Source organism: Pseudomonas sp. MDT1-16 (assembly GCF_054898115.1).
In genome coordinates this window covers 2940678-2956083 of the sequence record NZ_CM142717.1, presented here as the reverse complement: position 1 = coordinate 2956083, position 15406 = coordinate 2940678, and the positions used below count along the sequence as shown (strand labels likewise).

General features: G+C 60.1%; 13 protein-coding genes and 1 pseudogene. 7 read left to right on the top strand and 7 right to left on the bottom strand.

The genetic code is table 11. The features are described from left to right. The first annotated feature begins 13 nt into the window (after positions 1–13). The gene (locus tag ACYZT3_RS13505) at positions 14–826 is read left to right on the top strand and encodes an isocitrate lyase/PEP mutase family protein (RefSeq protein WP_462032268.1); all 813 of its coding nucleotides are present in this window, start codon (positions 14–16) and stop codon (positions 824–826) included. 5 nt (positions 827–831) lie between these two features. Further along, complete coding sequence (locus ACYZT3_RS13500) at positions 832–1482, top strand: DNA-3-methyladenine glycosylase family protein (protein ID WP_462032267.1); 651 nt, start codon at positions 832–834, stop codon at positions 1480–1482. Here the strand turns inward: ACYZT3_RS13500 and ACYZT3_RS13495 are convergent. The 3 genes from ACYZT3_RS13495 to ACYZT3_RS13485 all read right to left on the bottom strand — a co-directional run bounded on the left by ACYZT3_RS13495 (position 1457) and on the right by ACYZT3_RS13485 (position 4666). Then, the gene (locus tag ACYZT3_RS13495) at positions 1457–2554 is read right to left on the bottom strand and encodes an extracellular solute-binding protein (RefSeq protein WP_462032266.1); all 1098 of its coding nucleotides are present in this window, start codon (positions 2552–2554) and stop codon (positions 1457–1459) included. The genes ACYZT3_RS13500 and ACYZT3_RS13495 overlap by 26 nt on opposite strands. Before the next feature lie 2 nt (positions 2555–2556). Beyond that, the gene (aguA, locus tag ACYZT3_RS13490; RefSeq protein ID WP_462032265.1) at positions 2557–3681 is read right to left on the bottom strand and encodes an agmatine deiminase; all 1125 of its coding nucleotides are present in this window, start codon (positions 3679–3681) and stop codon (positions 2557–2559) included. A gap of 100 nt (positions 3682–3781) precedes the next feature. Next, positions 3782–4666 carry a LysR substrate-binding domain-containing protein gene (locus tag ACYZT3_RS13485; protein ID WP_461970838.1) on the bottom strand — a complete coding sequence of 295 codons (885 nt, stop codon included), beginning with the start codon at positions 4664–4666 and terminating at the stop codon, positions 3782–3784. A 184-nt stretch (positions 4667–4850) separates the two neighbouring features. Between ACYZT3_RS13485 and ACYZT3_RS13480 the strand changes: the two genes are divergently transcribed. Continuing rightward, a complete protein-coding gene (locus ACYZT3_RS13480; protein ID WP_462032264.1) occupies positions 4851–5339 on the top strand; it encodes a GFA family protein in 489 nt (162 codons plus the stop codon). 15 nt (positions 5340–5354) lie between these two features. Here ACYZT3_RS13480 and ACYZT3_RS13475 read toward each other — a convergent pair whose 3' ends face one another. After that, positions 5355–5963 carry a MiaE family protein gene (locus ACYZT3_RS13475; RefSeq protein ID WP_462032263.1) on the bottom strand — a complete coding sequence of 203 codons (609 nt, stop codon included), beginning with the start codon at positions 5961–5963 and terminating at the stop codon, positions 5355–5357. A 159-nt stretch (positions 5964–6122) separates the two neighbouring features. On the opposite strand from ACYZT3_RS13475, the gene ACYZT3_RS13470 reads away from it, so the two are divergent. After that, on the top strand, positions 6123–6986 hold the full coding sequence (locus ACYZT3_RS13470; RefSeq protein WP_282380287.1) for a universal stress protein: 864 nt from the start codon (positions 6123–6125) through the stop codon (positions 6984–6986). A 96-nt stretch (positions 6987–7082) separates the two neighbouring features. Here the strand turns inward: ACYZT3_RS13470 and ACYZT3_RS13465 are convergent, their stop codons facing one another. Further along, a complete protein-coding gene (locus ACYZT3_RS13465; protein WP_282380349.1) occupies positions 7083–7553 on the bottom strand; it encodes a DUF1289 domain-containing protein in 471 nt (156 codons plus the stop codon). A 408-nt stretch (positions 7554–7961) separates the two neighbouring features. Here ACYZT3_RS13465 and acnB point away from each other — a divergent pair, with 408 nt between their 5' ends. Then, a complete protein-coding gene (acnB, locus tag ACYZT3_RS13460) occupies positions 7962–10571 on the top strand; it encodes a bifunctional aconitate hydratase 2/2-methylisocitrate dehydratase (RefSeq protein WP_282380351.1) in 2610 nt (869 codons plus the stop codon). Between the two features lie 51 nt (positions 10572–10622). Here acnB and ACYZT3_RS13455 read toward each other — a convergent pair whose 3' ends face one another. Together ACYZT3_RS13455 and ACYZT3_RS13450 are read right to left on the bottom strand one after the other, a co-directional pair. Beyond that, positions 10623–12299, bottom strand: coding sequence for a SulP family inorganic anion transporter (locus tag ACYZT3_RS13455; protein ID WP_462032262.1), 1677 nt, complete (start codon positions 12297–12299; stop codon positions 10623–10625). 195 nt (positions 12300–12494) lie between these two features. After that, positions 12495–13775, bottom strand: a complete 1281-nt coding sequence (locus ACYZT3_RS13450) for an HAAAP family serine/threonine permease (protein WP_282380291.1) — start codon at positions 13773–13775, stop codon at positions 12495–12497. A 161-nt stretch (positions 13776–13936) separates the two neighbouring features. Between ACYZT3_RS13450 and ACYZT3_RS13445 the strand changes: the two are divergent. Together ACYZT3_RS13445 and ACYZT3_RS13440 are read left to right on the top strand one after the other, a co-directional pair. Then, a pseudogene (locus tag ACYZT3_RS13445) lies at positions 13937–14213 on the top strand (TetR/AcrR family transcriptional regulator); the annotation flags it as partial. Positions 14214–14385: 172 nt separating this feature from the next. Beyond that, positions 14386–15345 (top strand): 2-hydroxyacid dehydrogenase, encoded by a 960-nt coding sequence (locus ACYZT3_RS13440; RefSeq protein WP_282380294.1) that lies wholly within the window; start codon positions 14386–14388, stop codon positions 15343–15345. Positions 15346–15406 lie beyond the last annotated feature (61 nt).

Sequence of the window (15406 nt, the reverse complement as noted above, 5' to 3'; positions counted from 1 at the left end):
GGAAGGACATTCGATGGACACACTCGACAGCCAGTTTCATCAGTTGCACCAGGACGGCCTGCTGATTCTAACCAACGTCGCCGATGCCGCCGGCGCGCGAATCGTTGAGCAACTGGGCAGCAAAGCCGTTGCCACCAGCAGCGCGGCGGTGGCGTGGGCTCACGGTTATCAGGATGGCAATGCCCTGCCCCTTGAGCGCCTGATATCTACGGTCGAGTCCATCGCTCGGGTGATCTCGCTGCCGTTGACCGTGGACATCGAGGCCGGTTATTCCGATGACCTGACACGGGTTGCCGAAGTCATTGATGCGGTGATGGCCGCCGGGGCTGTCGGGATCAACATCGAGGACGGCGCTTCCCCGCCCGAACTGCTGGCGCGCAAGATTGAAATCGCTCGCAAGGTAGCCAGTCGTCGGCAGGTGAAGCTGTTCATCAATGCCCGCACCGATGTGTACCTTAAAAGTCTGGTGCCTGCCGAAGATCGAGTCGCAGAGACGCTCAAGCGCGCCGCGTTGTATCAGGCGGCCGGTGCCGATGGGTTGTTCGCGGCTGGCGTCACGGCAGAATACGAAATCGCTGCGTTGTGCCAAGGCACCTCGCTGCCGGTGAACGTGCTCGGGCTCCCCGGCCTGCCGTCGCCCGAAGAGCTGAAGGCGCTCGGCGTACGCCGTTTGAGCGCAGGTTCGGGTATTGCCGAGTTTCTTTATGGTGCCATGGCATCCCTGGCCAAGCGCTTTCTGGAAACCGGCAAGCTCGACAGTAGCCACCTCAAGGCCTTCACCTACGGGGAAGTTAACGCCCTCTTGGCGCCGACACGGAAAGTTTGACCTCCATGCCCGATACCTACCTGGCCGCCACTGAGTTTCTGGCGTCCATCGACGAAGATTGGCGTCGCCACGTCGCCACCATCGGCCCTTGCCTGCATCAGCCCCATGCGGCCCGCGATCCTTATGAGTCGCTGGTGCGGGCGATTGCCTACCAGCAACTGCATGCCAAGGCCGGGGATGCGATTGTCGGTCGGCTACTGGCGCTGTTTGGGACGGGCGCGTTCCCGAGGCCTGAACAGATTGTCGCGACTGCGTTCGATCAACTGCGCAGTTGCGGCTTTTCCGCCAGCAAGATCGCGACCATTCAAGGCATTGCCCAAGCGGCGCTGGACGGTGTGGTGCCGGATTATGCTGAGGCAGTGGCGATGGATGATGAAGCGTTGATCGAACGGTTGATCACTCTGCGTGGGGTTGGGCGCTGGACGGTTGAGATGTTGCTGATCTACAGCCTGGAACGGCCGGATATTTTGCCGGCCGATGACTTTGGCGTGCGTGAGGGGTATCGGCGGTTGAAGGGGTTGGAGGTGCAGCCGACGCGTAAGCAGATGGTTGAGATTGGGTTGGGGTGGCGTCCGTTTCGGACGGTGGCGGCGTGGTATTTGTGGCGTGTTCCAAAGCCGCCCGTCCCAGTCACAACCCCGACTTCAACCGACTGAACGCCCGAATCAAAGCCCGGTTGAACGCCTTCCCATTGTCATTCTTGCTATACAACGAAGCCCTCACCTCCGCCGACGGATACGTCCCCGGATCATTGCGAATCGCCGGATCAATCAAGCCGTCCGCCGCCGTAATCGCATTGGCGTAATGGATGGTGTCAGTGATCGGCGCAATCACCTCCGGCGTCATCAGATAATCCATCAACGCCAGCCCCGCCTGAGGATGAGGCGCGTCCTTGGGAATGACCATCGCGTCGAACCAGATCAGTGTGCCCTCCTTCGGTATGCGGTAGGTCAAGGTGAACGGTTTCTTCGCGGCTTCTGCCTGGCCGGCGGCGATGGCCACGTTGCCGTTCCACGACATCGCCACACAGGTGTTGCCGTTGGCCAGGTCGCTGATATTCAGGTCATTGTCGAAGTAGCGGATGTAGGGCCGAATTTTCGCCAGTTGCTGCTCGGCCCGTTTCAGGTCATCGAGGTTCTGGAGGTTGATGTCCAGCCCCATGTACTTCATGACCGCGGCGAAAACCTCATTGGGGTCGTTGAGCAGACTGACCCCGCAATCGGCAAATGTCGACACCACCGCCGGATCGAACAGCATCGCCCAGCTGTCCGTTGGCGCGTTGGGCAAACGCTTGATGATCGCCTCTTCCTGATAGCCGACGCCGGTGGTACCCCAGGCGTAGATCCCGGCGTAGCGGTTGCCCGGGTCGAACACGGCCATGTGCTGGCGGAACTCGTCACCAACGCCGGCAAAATGTGGCAGCTGTTGCGGGTTTAGCGTTTGAATCGCACCGCTCTGGATCGCCCGGGACAAATGCTGACCCGCGGTCAGCACCAGGTCATAGCCGCTGCGACCCGTGAGCAGTTTGGTCTCGGCGGTTTCAAGGGAATCGAAGTGATCAGCCACCACATGAATGCCGGTTTTCTTTTCGAAATTGGTCAGGGTGTCCGGGGCCAGATACTCGCCCCAGATGTACAGATTGACCACCGGTTTCGTGGTGTCGGCGGCCTGCACACACAGGGGTGCGAGCACCAGCAGCAATGCTTGAGTCAGTTTGTGCAGGCCCATGATTAAACTCCCTTTTTGTTGGAGGCACTGCCAGCGTACTGCGGCATGGTGATGCACGCGACGTTACCGCCGCCGAGGAGGATTTCCCGAGAGTTTTCGATACCGACGATTTTGTGTTGCGGGAACAGTTCGGCGAGGGTCGCCTGTGCGGCCTGATCGTTGCGATCGCCAAACAGCGGCACCACGATTGAGGTGTTGCCGGCGTAGTAGTTGATGTACGACGCGCAGATTTTGGTCCCGGCTTGGCGGGTGTGCGTGCTGTCTTGCTGATCCAGGCCTTCGGCTTCCTCGGCGGTCCATTCCAGCACATCCGGTTGCGGCAGCTTGTGCACTTTCAGCTCGCGGCCACGGCTGTCGCGGGTGCTGCGCAGAATGTCGTACGCCTCCTGGTAGATTTCCCATTGCGGGTCATCGCGATTGTCGGTCCATTGCAGCACCACTTCACCGGGACGCACGAAGCACGCGAGGTCGTCGACGTGGCCATCGGTTTCGTCGAACTTGCACCCACGTGGCAGCCAGATGATTTGCTCGGCGCCGAGGTAATCGGTCAATCGCCGGGTGACTTCGTCCTTGCCCAGGTGCTGGTTACGGTTGCGGTTGAGCAAGCATTGTTCGGTGGTGAGAATGCTGCCCTGGCCGTCGCTCTGGATGCCGCCCAGTTCGGCGATCAGCGGCGCGCGGTAACGGTCGAAACGTTCGATTTCGAGGATTTTGCTGGCGATCTGGTCGTCCTTGTCCCACGGGTAATAGAGGCCGCCATCGAGGCCACCGTAGGCGTTGAACTCGAAGTCCACGCCGCGCACCTCACCGCTGTCGTCGTTGACCACAAAGCAGGGGCCACTGTCGCGGAACCAGGTGTCGTTGCAGGTCATTTCCACCACGCGCACCTGCGGCGGCAATTGGCGGCGAGCGGTGGCGAACTGCGCGGCGGAGGCGCACACGGTGACCGGTTCGCTCCGGGAGATGGCGGTGACGATCTGCACCCAGACTTTCTGCACCGGCTTGGCACCGTTGCGCCAGACGTCAGTACGCTCCGGCCAGCCGAGCCAGCAACCGGACTTGGTTTCGAATTCGCCAGGCAACCGGAAACCGTCGAGTTTAGGGGTGGAGTCGAGCAAACGTGCCATGGTCAAACCTCATCAACAGGGATTGGAATGACCACAGGCTAAGGTCGTCGGCGCCCTCCCCGCCAACGATGATTATTTCGGAATACTTGAATTCAACTCATCAATCGACCAGCTGATCGTTGAACCATTCCAGCATCTGCGCCACCGCTGGGCGTTCCAGCCTCACCCGCTCGCACACCAGTGCATATTGGCCGAGTGCAGTCATGCTTGAGGTGAACGGCCGGACCAGACGACCGCTGAGCAAATCCTCCTGCGCAGTCAAGTTATCGCCCATGGCCACACCCTGGCCTTGAGCCGCTGCTTCCAGCGCCAAACCCGCGTGGGCGAAATACAGCTGCCGTTCGGGGCGCTGATCACCGGCATGGCTGGTGAGCCAGGCGGTCCAGGTCTTGCCGTCCTGATCGTCGTGCAGCAGGCAATGACGCGCCAGATCCTTCGGGGTTTTCAACGTGCCCTGGTTGAACAGACCGGGGCTGCACACCGGGAAGAACTGCAACGCCGGCAAGGGCCGGACGAAGTACGCGCTGCTGTCCACCGGGCCGGTGCCGTAAGTGATCGCCAGGTCGATGTCTTCGCCCGGCGCCGTGGCGTCGATCGGTTGTTCGTAGAGGTGCAAGGTGATGTGCGGATAGCGCGCGTAAAAATCAGTCAGGCGACTCATCAACCACTTTTGCGCCAACTCGGCAGTCACCGCCAGGCGCAACACCGCCAGCGATGACGGGTCACGCAGCTCATCGCAGGCCTCGCCGATCAGTTCGAAGGCCTGCTGCAAGCTTTGCATCAGGCGCCCGGCGGCCATCGTCGGGCGAATCTGCCGGCCTTCGCGGACGAACAGCGACACGCCCAATTGCTCTTCGAGCTGGCGAATCTGATGACTGACCGCGCTGTCGGTGACACACAACTCCGCCGCTGCCCGACCGAAGTGGGCGTGGCGGGCGGCGCATTCGAAAGTTCTGAGTGCGGCCAGAGAAGGCAGTCGTCGCATGGCAAAGGCTCCAATAGGAAGGCGCACATGCTGCCCCGGCCATGGGTGGGCGTCCAGCGGGACCGCGTTATTGTTCATCGTCGGATCGCCGCCCGGAGCAGGCTCGCTCCCACACTTGATCTTCAGTGTTCACAAAGCCGGTCTAGGCTGTCTTGGGTAAGTTTCTGACCTGTCGGAGGTTCCCATGCAGCTCGAAGGTTCCTGCCATTGCGGCGCGGTGTCGTTCAGTCTGACCAGCGCCCATCCCTATCCGTACCAGCGTTGTTACTGCTCGATCTGCCGCAAGACCCAGGGCGGTGGCGGTTATTCGATCAACATCGGTGGCGACGCTGGCAGCCTGAAGGTTCGCGGCCGCAAGCACATCGCGATTTATCATGCACGGCTCAAGAGCGACAGTGACAAACGCGCCCACCGCAGCACGGCCGAACGGCATTTCTGTTCGGTGTGTGGTTCGGGGTTGTGGCTGTTCAGTCCCGAATGGCCGGAGTTGATCCACCCGTTTGCCTCGGCCATCGACACGCCGTTGCCAGTGCCGCCGGAACTCACCCACGTGATGCTCGGTTCGAAAGCGCCGTGGGTGGAGGTCAAGACGCAGGCGGGTGATCGGCAGAGCGATGTCTGGCCGGATGAGTCCATCGCCGAGTGGCACGAGCGGTTGGATTTGAAGGGTTGACCGCGACCGTTACCGTCAGGCCGCCACGGGCACACCACTGTGGAAACGGAACTCCACGTCCGGTGACTCGATCAGCTCCTGCTCGGCGACGCGGACCTTGTCGATCACGAGGGCGATGTCCTTGGCGTCACCGTACTGGTAGGCCAGTTTCAGGTAACCCTGGAAATGCCGGGCCTCGCTTTTCAGCAGGCCGAAGTAGAACTTGCCCAATTCTTCGTCCAGATGCGGCACCAGCGCCTCGAAACGCTCGCAGCTGCGGGCTTCGATAAAAGCGCCGACCACCAGGGTGTCCACCAGTTTGACCGGTTCGTGGCTGCGCACCACTTTGCGCAGGCCCGACGCATAGCGCCCGGCGGACAGCTGACGCAGCTCGATCTTGCGCTTTTTCATCAAGCGCATGACCTGTTCGTGGTGCACCAGCTCTTCCCGGGCCAGGCGCGACATCACGTTGATCAGATCGACGTGGGAGTGATACTTGGCAATCAGGCTCAACGCCGTGCTGGCCGCCTTGAATTCGCAGTTTTTATGATCGATCAGCAGGGTTTCCTGATCGGCCAGCGCGGCCTGAACCCAGCCATCGGGAGTACGGCAGCCGAGGAACTCGTGAATTTCGGGAAGGATCATGGGGCTCACGGATAAGAGGTTCAAATCGAAGGGCGCCGATTATACCGGCCTGTCGGCAGACCACCAGTCGCGACCGTTGATATGCATCAAGCCCCGAAAGCGCGACCAGCAACTATAGTTGTCCAACGCAGTATTTTTTACTTCCTGGAGATCCCGATCATGCAAGCCATTCGCAGCATCCTGGTGGTCATCGAACCCGAACACTCGGAAAGCCTGGCGCTTAAACGGGCGAAATTGATAGCCGGCGTGACCCAAGCGCATCTGCATCTGCTGGTCTGCGACCGCAAGCATGACCACAGCGGCATGTTGGGCGTGCTCAAGGCCGCGCTGCTGGAGGATGGCTACAGCGTCACCACCGAGCAGGCCTGGAACGAAAGCCTGCACGAAACCATCGTCGATGTGCAGCAGGCTGAAGGTTGCGGGCTGGTGGTCAAACAGCATTACCCCGACAGCCCGCTGAAAAAAGCCCTCCTCACTCCGGCAGACTGGAAACTGCTGCGTTACTGCCCGACGCCGGTGCTGCTGGTCAAAACCTCGAAACCCTGGTCGGGCGGGGTCATTCTCGCGGCGATCGACGTCGGTAATACCGATGGCGAACACCGTACGCTGCACGCTGCCATCATCGATCATGGCTATGACATCGCCAGCCTGGCCAAGGCTCACCTGCATGTGATCAGCGCCCATCCATCACCGATGCTGTCGTCAGCCGACCCGACGTTGCAGCTCAGCGAAACCATCGAGGCGCGCTATCGCGAACAGTGCAAGGCCTTTCAGGCTGAATTCGACATCGACGACGACCACCTGCATATCGCCGAAGGCCCGGCGGATGTGTTGATTCCGTACATGGCCCACAAGCTGCAGGCGTCAGTGACCGTGATCGGTACGGTCGCGCGGTCCGGGTTGTCGGGGGCGTTGATCGGTAATACGGCGGAAGTGGTACTGGATGCGGTGGAGAGCGATGTGCTGGTGCTGAAACCGGATACGATCATGGATCATCTGGAGGAGATTGTGACCCAGCACTAGAGAAGATCAAAAGATCGCAGGCTTCGCCAGCGCCTACATGGGAATGTGTTCAACGTGTAGGCGCTGGCGAAGCCTGCGATCTTTTGACTTTAAAAATCAGGCGCCGAAGGCGTCCCTGAGGAAGCCTGGCGCGATGTAGCGCTGGTAATGCGCCTCTGACAGCAAAAAGAATTCCCGATCAATGGCGTCCCGTAATTCGGGCAGGTTCCAGTCGCGAAACTCTGGCATCAGCACCATTCCGTAGGCTTCCAGATTGTTGATGACCCGCGCGCCCCGGGCGATCAACTGATACGCCCAGCAATATTCCGACTGATGCGGCACAAAGCGGATCTTGCGCTGCTCCAACTGCAGTCGCAGTCGCTGGGGATCGAAAATTTCCAGCTTGCTGGCCATCACCTGGGACAGCAGTTGCTCAAGACGCAGCCACACCGCGCGCTTCTCTTCCTCGTTGTAACCATTCCAGTTGATCACTTCATGGTGGAAACGCTTGCAGCCACGGCACACCAAATCACCGTAAACAGTGGAGCAGAGGCCGACGCAGGGGGTCTTGATGGTCTGATTGGGCATAGTCAGGGAGAACACGGGAAAGCAGAACAGGTCGGCATGTTAGCCCTTTGTCTAACATTGATCACCCCTCAATCTTGAGGGTCTAACTTACCTTTAATTTTTTTTTGCCGTAGAATCAGCCAGCCTTTTAAGGCGCCAATGTCCGTTAGAAGCTGTTTTCAAAGCGTCACGAGCACAGTCGTTCCTTCAGAGCGGAGTTGGCGAAGGGTTTTTCCAGCGGGGAAAAGCTCTACGCCAACCCTCATCAGCTCCCCGTTCTGCAGGCGTAAAACTTTGAAAGCAGCTTCTGTAAGGAATTGCCGGTAATTCTGGCTAAGTGGCCCACAACGCCACGCAGCGCATGAGTACGGCAATTTCGGGATGAGCGTCCCGGACACCCATTTGGGACCACTGATGAGGGTAATAACTGTGCTTGAAGCCTACCGCAAACATATCGAAGAGCGTGCAGCACTGGGTATCGTTCCCCAGCCGCTTAACGCCGAACAAACTGCAGGCCTGGTCGAGCTGCTGAAGAATCCCCCGGCTGGCGAAGAAGCTTTCCTCGTTGACCTGATCACCCATCGCGTTCCGCCAGGTGTGGACGAAGCTGCCTATGTTAAGGCCGGTTTCCTCTCTGCCCTCGCTAAAGGCGAATCAAAATCCCCTCTGATCGACAAGAAGCGTGCTGTTGAACTGCTCGGTACCATGCAGGGCGGCTACAACATCGTGACCCTGGTTGACCTGCTCGACAGCGCCGAACTGGCCCCGGTCGCTGCCGAAGAACTCAAGCACACCCTGCTGATGTTCGATGCCTTCCACGACGTCGCTGAAAAAGCCAAAAACGGTAACGTTCACGCCAAAGGCGTGCTGCAATCCTGGGCCGACGGCGAGTGGTTCCAGAACCGCCCTACCCTGGCCGACAAGATCAGCCTGCGCGTGTTCAAGGTCACCGGCGAAACCAACACCGACGACCTGTCCCCTGCCCCGGACGCCTGGTCCCGCCCGGACATCCCGCTGCACGCCCTGGCCATGCTGAAAATGGCCCGTGAAGGCATCGAGCCTGACGCCCAAGGCGTGACTGGCCCGATGAAGCAGATCGAAGAAATGCGCAACTCCGGTTTCCCAATCGCCTACGTCGGTGACGTGGTCGGTACCGGTTCGTCGCGTAAATCGGCGACCAACTCGGTGCTGTGGTTCTTCGGCGACGACATTCCTCACGTCCCGAACAAGCGTGCTGGCGGTTTCTGCTTCGGCAGCAAAATCGCCCCGATCTTCTACAACACCATGGAAGATGCCGGCGCACTGCCGATCGAATTCGACGTGACCAACATGAACATGGGCGACGTGATCGACCTGTATCCGCATGCTGGCAAAGTCTGCAAACACGGCACTGACGAAGTCCTGACCACCTTCGAAATGAAGACTCCGGTTCTGTTGGACGAAGTTCGTGCCGGCGGTCGTATTCCGCTGATCATCGGTCGCGGCCTGACCGACAAGGCCCGTGCCGAGCTGGGCCTGGGCCCTACCGATCTGTTCAAACTGCCTGAAGCACCTGTCGACACCGGCAAGGGTTTCACCCTGGCACAGAAAATGGTCGGCAAGGCTTGCGGCCTGCCAGAAGGCAAAGGCGTTCGTCCAGGCACCTACTGCGAACCGAAAATGACCACCGTCGGTTCCCAGGACACCACCGGTCCCATGACCCGTGACGAACTGAAAGACCTGGCGTGCCTGGGCTTCTCGACCGATCTGGTGATGCAGTCCTTCTGCCACACCGCGGCTTATCCAAAGCCGATCGACGTGACCACTCACCACACCCTGCCAGACTTCATCATGACCCGCGGCGGCGTTTCCCTGCGTCCGGGCGACGGCATCATCCACAGCTGGCTGAACCGTATGCTGCTGCCGGACACCGTCGGTACCGGTGGTGACTCCCACACCCGTTTCCCGATGGGCATTTCGTTCCCGGCCGGTTCCGGTCTGGTTGCGTTCGCTGCGGCCACCGGCGTTATGCCGCTGGACATGCCGGAATCGATCCTGGTGCGCTTCAAAGGCAAAATGCAACCGGGCGTCACCCTGCGCGACCTGGTTCACGCCATTCCTTACTTCGCGATTCAGGCTGGCCTGCTGACCGTCGAGAAGAAAGGCAAGAAGAACGCCTTCTCCGGCCGCATTCTGGAAATCGAAGGCTTGGACAATCTGAGCATCGAACAGGCTTTCGAGCTGTCCGACGCCTCGGCTGAACGTTCGGCTGCCGGTTGCACCATCAAACTGTCGAAAGACTCGATCACCGAGTACCTGAACTCCAACATCACCCTGCTGCGCTGGATGATCGGCGAAGGCTACGGCGATGCTCGTACCCTGGAACGTCGCGCTCAAGCGATGGAAGCCTGGGTTGCCAACCCTGAGCTGATGGTTGCCGATGCTGACGCCGAGTACGCTGAAATCATCGAAATCGACCTGGCCGACATCAAAGAGCCTGTGCTCTGCGCGCCAAACGATCCGGACGACGCCCGTCTGCTGTCCAGCGTTGCTGGCGAGAAGATCGACGAAGTGTTCATCGGTTCGTGCATGACCAACATCGGTCACTTCCGCGCTGCCGGCAAGTTGCTGGATCAGGTCAAGGGTCAGCTTCCAACCCGTCTGTGGCTGTCGCCGCCGACCAAAATGGACGCTCACCAGCTGACCGAAGAAGGCTACTACGGCATCTACGGCAAGGCCGGCGCTCGCATGGAAATGCCAGGCTGCTCGCTGTGCATGGGTAACCAGGCACGTGTAGAGCCGAACTCGACAGTTGTGTCGACTTCGACCCGTAACTTCCCGAACCGTCTGGGTGACGGCGCGAACGTCTACCTGGCTTCGGCTGAGCTGGCGTCTGTTGCTTCCATCCTGGGTCGCTTGCCGACCGTCGAGGAGTACATGGAATACGCTGGCAAGATCGACAGCATGGCGGCCGATGTTTACCGCTACCTGTCCTTTGACCAGATCGCCGAGTTCCGTGAAGCTGCTGCGAACGCCAACATCCCGGTCGTTCAAGCCTAACGCTGCAACGCCATGAAAAACGCCGCCCATCGTGAGATGAGCGGCGTTTTTTTATGCCTGCGAAAGATGCCCGTTTGCCTGAAGCGCTTGTTGCACAGCGCCGTCAACGCTCAAGCCGCTGAGTATCACCTGCTCCAATTCCTGCGGCGGCAACAGTGAGAGCACCGCTTTGGCCTCGTGCTTGAGCCGCGCCAGAATCAGCAGTTTGTCCTCGGCTCGCACGTGCATAAAGAACGCCTCCAGCGCCTCGATGCTGGTGCCATCCAGGTTGGGAGACTCCTCCAGACTGAGAATTATTGTATGAATCGGTGGCTCTGCCTGTCGGGCCAGACGCAGTGCACCGCCCAGAATGCGCTCCACGTTGGCAAAAAACAGCGCCTCGCTCGGTCTGACAATCAGCACACTGGGGATCTCGATGGCCTGGGGATGGCGCTGCACGTCGACAAAATCATGGCCACCGCCCATTTGCCCTAGCACCTGAATATCCGCCGACGACATCTGTTTCAACATCAGCACCACGCTGATCACCACCGCCACCAACAAGCCGTCCAACACACCCAGTACCAGCACCGCCGCCACCGCACAGATCACCAATAGACGGTCGCGGCGCCAGATAAAGTACCGGCCCAAGGGCTGCAGGCTCAAGCCGCGCGCCAATGCATGAATGACAATGGCCGCCAGCACCGGCTCGGGGGTCAGGGCAATCCAGGGCAACACCGTCAACACGATGAGCAACACCACCCCCGCCGCTACCGCACCGGCCAGACGCGATCCTGCACCCGCGGCCTCATTGGCCGACGTCGCAGAGTAACCAGCGCCCGCCGGCATGCCATGGAACAGGCCCGACAGCACATTGACCGCACCGAGCGCCAGCAGATCGCGGTTCGAGGACACACGGTCGCCGTGCTTGAGCGCAAACGAGGTGATCGATCCGTAAGACTCGGCATACAGAATCATCACCATGGCAAACGCCAATTCTCCCAGGCGCAGCCAGTCGGTAAATGGCAATACGGGAAGACGAGGCACTTCCAGGCTCAGGTCGATCACGCCGATCAGTTTCACCCCATAGGCTGGCAAGTTCAGCCATTGGCCGGCCGCGATGCCGAGCGCCACCACCAGCAAGCCACCCGGCAAACGCCTGACCCGCGCGCACAGCCACAGCACCAGCAAGGACACGGCCGCGACAAGCGCGCCGACCCGGTTCCACTGCGGTAACTGCTCAAGCAGTTGCGGCACGAAACGGATCAGGTTGCCGTTGCTCAAGTGCACATCAACGATGCTCGCTACTTGCTTGAGGATGATCGTCATTGCCAGGCCGAAGGCAAAGCCTCGTAGCACCGGTTTGGCAATAAACGACGTCACGCTGCCGAGCTTGAACAAACCGGCCAGCAGGAAAAACCCACCCGTCATCAGCACCAGACCAATCGCGAGGGTGATGCGCAGGCCCGAATCACCATTGGCCAAAGTGGCTGTGGCGGCGGCCAGCACCGCCGCCGAAGACGACGTCGCAGAAACGATGGCAAAACGACTGGTGCCGAACAGCCCGTAGCACAGCAGGCCGGCAAATAACGCAATCACACCCGCCTGAGGCGGCAACGCAGCAATGCTTGAATAGGCGACCGCCTCAGGTAACAACAAACCGGCAATCGACAGCCCGGCCAACACATCCAGCCAACGGTTTGGCCTATCGGCAAGGGGTTGCGCCGATGCGCCGTGGGCTCGAGCCATGAAGCGTCTCCAGAGTAAGATTGACGGGCCGGGGCAACTCCCCGGCAAACGCTCTACGACGAGCTAATGCAGCCTCAAGCTTAGTCGCTAATCCCCACGGGATGAGTGTACTGGGTCAGGTGCCGAGCTTTACGCCAGGCAAAAAAAAACGGCCGCACTGTGCGGTATGCACAGTGCGGCCGTTGTTTTGCCCAATCAGGCAGTCAGCGAATAGATCAACGCCGAGATCGCCACCAGGCCCACCGCCGTCACGAAGACGTTGGAAGCCTGACCGCGATAACGCGCCATGGCCGGCACCTTGCGGATCGCGTACATCGGCATCAGGAACAGGATCGCGGCAATGATCGGGCCACCGAGGGTTTCGATCATCCCGAGAATGCTCGGGTTCAGCGTGGCGACGATCCAGCAGACCACCAGCATGAAGGCGGCGGTCATGCGGTCCAGGGTCTTCGGCGCCGGGCGCTTGCCTGTCTTCACGATCAAACCTTTAAGACCTTCGCTGGCGCCGATGTAGTGACCCAGGAACGACTTGGAAATGGCCACGAACGCAATCAACGGCGCCGCAAAGGCGATGGTCGGGTTGCTGAAGTGGTTGGCCAGGTACGACAGGATCGACAGGTTCTGCGCCTTGGCTTCCGCCAATTGCGCCGGCGACAGGGTCAGCACACAACTGAAGACGAAGAACAGCACCATCACCACCATCAAGGCGTGGGCGCGAGACAGGATCTGCGAGCTGCGCTCTTCGGCGTGCTCGCCGTAACGACGCTTCTGGTCGACCGCGAACGCCGAGATGATCGGCGAATGGTTGAACGAGAACACCATCACCGGAATCGCCAGCCACAGCGTGTGCAACAGTGCCGATGGTTCTGGAAGCGTCGAAGCGGTGGCGAGGATGCCGCCGTTCCAGTGAGGAATCAGGAACACCGCGAGGAACAGCAGCGCAACAATGAACGGATAAACCATCAGGCTCATGGCCTTGACGATCGCTTGCTCGCCGCAACGTACCACCGCCAACAGGCCGAGGATCAGCACGAACGACAGCACAGCGCGCGGTGGCGGCATGATGTGCAGTTGATGCTCGAGGAAACTGCCCACGGTGTTGGTCAAGGCCACGCTGTAAATCAACAGGATCGGGAAGATCGCGAAGAAATACAGCAAGGTGATCAGCGCGCCGGCCTTGATCCCGAAGTGTTCTTCCACCACCTCAGTAATGTCCGCGCCTTCGCGTCCGGACAACACAAAGCGTGTCAGGCCACGGTGTGCGTAAAAAGTCATGGGGAACGCCAACACCGCCAGGACCAGCAACGGCCAGAAGCCGCCCAGACCCGCGTTGATCGGCAAAAACAGCGTGCCAGCCCCAATGGCCGTGCCAAACAGGCCCAGCATCCAGGTGGTGTCATGGCGATTCCAGCGCTCAAGCGTCGCTGGTGCCGCCGCTACATAGCGTTCGTCGACGCTATTGGCCCGATCATTCATCCGGTGGGATCTCCGCATTCCGGTCAGTTGCTACCCGGTCAGGACGAGTCGGAAAAACCCGACAGGCAGCGCCCTGGCCGAAACAGGGGCGCGATTGTCCGGGATTAATGAGCAGAAGCAAAGGCTTAGCTGAGGAGTGGTTGTGTGGAATAGATTCCCGCGAAAGCTGCCCGGTGACCGCTTTGCCGGCGACATGTGTCATGAACCGCTGAAAGCGGTTTGCACCAGACCTATACCCAAGGGCTTGAGGCATTGTTGCAGATGCTGGCACCGCTGATGGGCGCGGATCAGCCCGACATCAATCGGCAAAAAGCGTTGGTGGACTATTCGCTGATGGTCGGTGCCCTGACCCTGGCCCGCGCTACCCGTGGTGACGCCTTGTCCGATGAAATTCTCGACGCGGCTCGCGCGTTTCTCACCTCGGACACGGCCGTTTAAAAGTCATTCATAAAAGTGTTGAACACTGTGGAGAGGTAAGAGCTGCCGAACCTCCTACACTGAGGTCGCAGGCCACAAGCCTGTGACCTTTGGTGATTGCCAAACCGTTGCGCAATCAGCAATCTGAAGCGACGTTCGAGCCCCGACTTTCCGATGCCCACAGGAGTCCAGCATGCCCGCAACCGTTCTGGTACTGGTTGAAACCATCAATGATTACCTGCCGATTCTCGAACATCAGGGCTTTCACCTGATTCTGGCGCCTACGCCTGCGGAGCGCGCCGAGGCCATCACACGGCATGGCGCCCAGATCGATGCGGTGCTGACCCGTGGCCCATTGGGCCTGTATGCCGATGAAATCGCTGCCCTGCCGAATCTGAAGATCATCTGCGTGATCGGCGCCGGCTACGAACACGTCGACCTGCAAGCCGCCGCCGACCGGGGAATTACTGTCACCAATGGCGCAGGAGTCAATGCCTCTTCGGTCGCCGACCATGCCATGGCGATGCTGCTCTCGCTGGTGCGTGACATTCCCCGTTGCGACGCCGCCGTGCGCCGTGATGAGTGGCCGAAAATCATGCGCCCTTCCCTGGCCGGCAAGCGCCTGGGCATCCTGGGGCTCGGGGCGGTCGGCATGGCCATCGCCAAACGCGGCGCCAACGGCTTCGACATGACGGTCAGTTACCACAACCGCCAACATCGCCGCGACGTGCCGTACAGCTTCTGCTCGACGCCCGCCGAGCTGGCACGGGCCTCAGACTTTTTGATTATTGCCACCCCCGGTGGCCTGGGCACCAAACACCTGATCAACCGACAAGTACTCGACGCCCTGGGGCCCAACGGGTTCATCGTCAACATCGCCAGAGCCAGCGTGATCGTCACTGCAGACCTGATCAGCGCGCTTGAGCAGCGCAGAATTGCCGGGGCTGCGCTGGATGTCTTCGACGCAGAACCCCAGATACCGAATGCGCTCAAGGTGTTGGCCAATGTGATCCTCACCCCGCATGTCGCCGGCCTGTCCCCGGAAGCCACTCAAGGCACTGTGGAACTGGTAGGTCGCAACCTGGTAGCGTTTTTCTCCGGAGATCCAGTATTGACCCCGATTGCCCTGCCATCGTCGATGAGTGTGATTTGACGACCATTCAAACAGATGTATCAAAAACAATGATTGCCCGGCAACACGCTCACCTATAAGG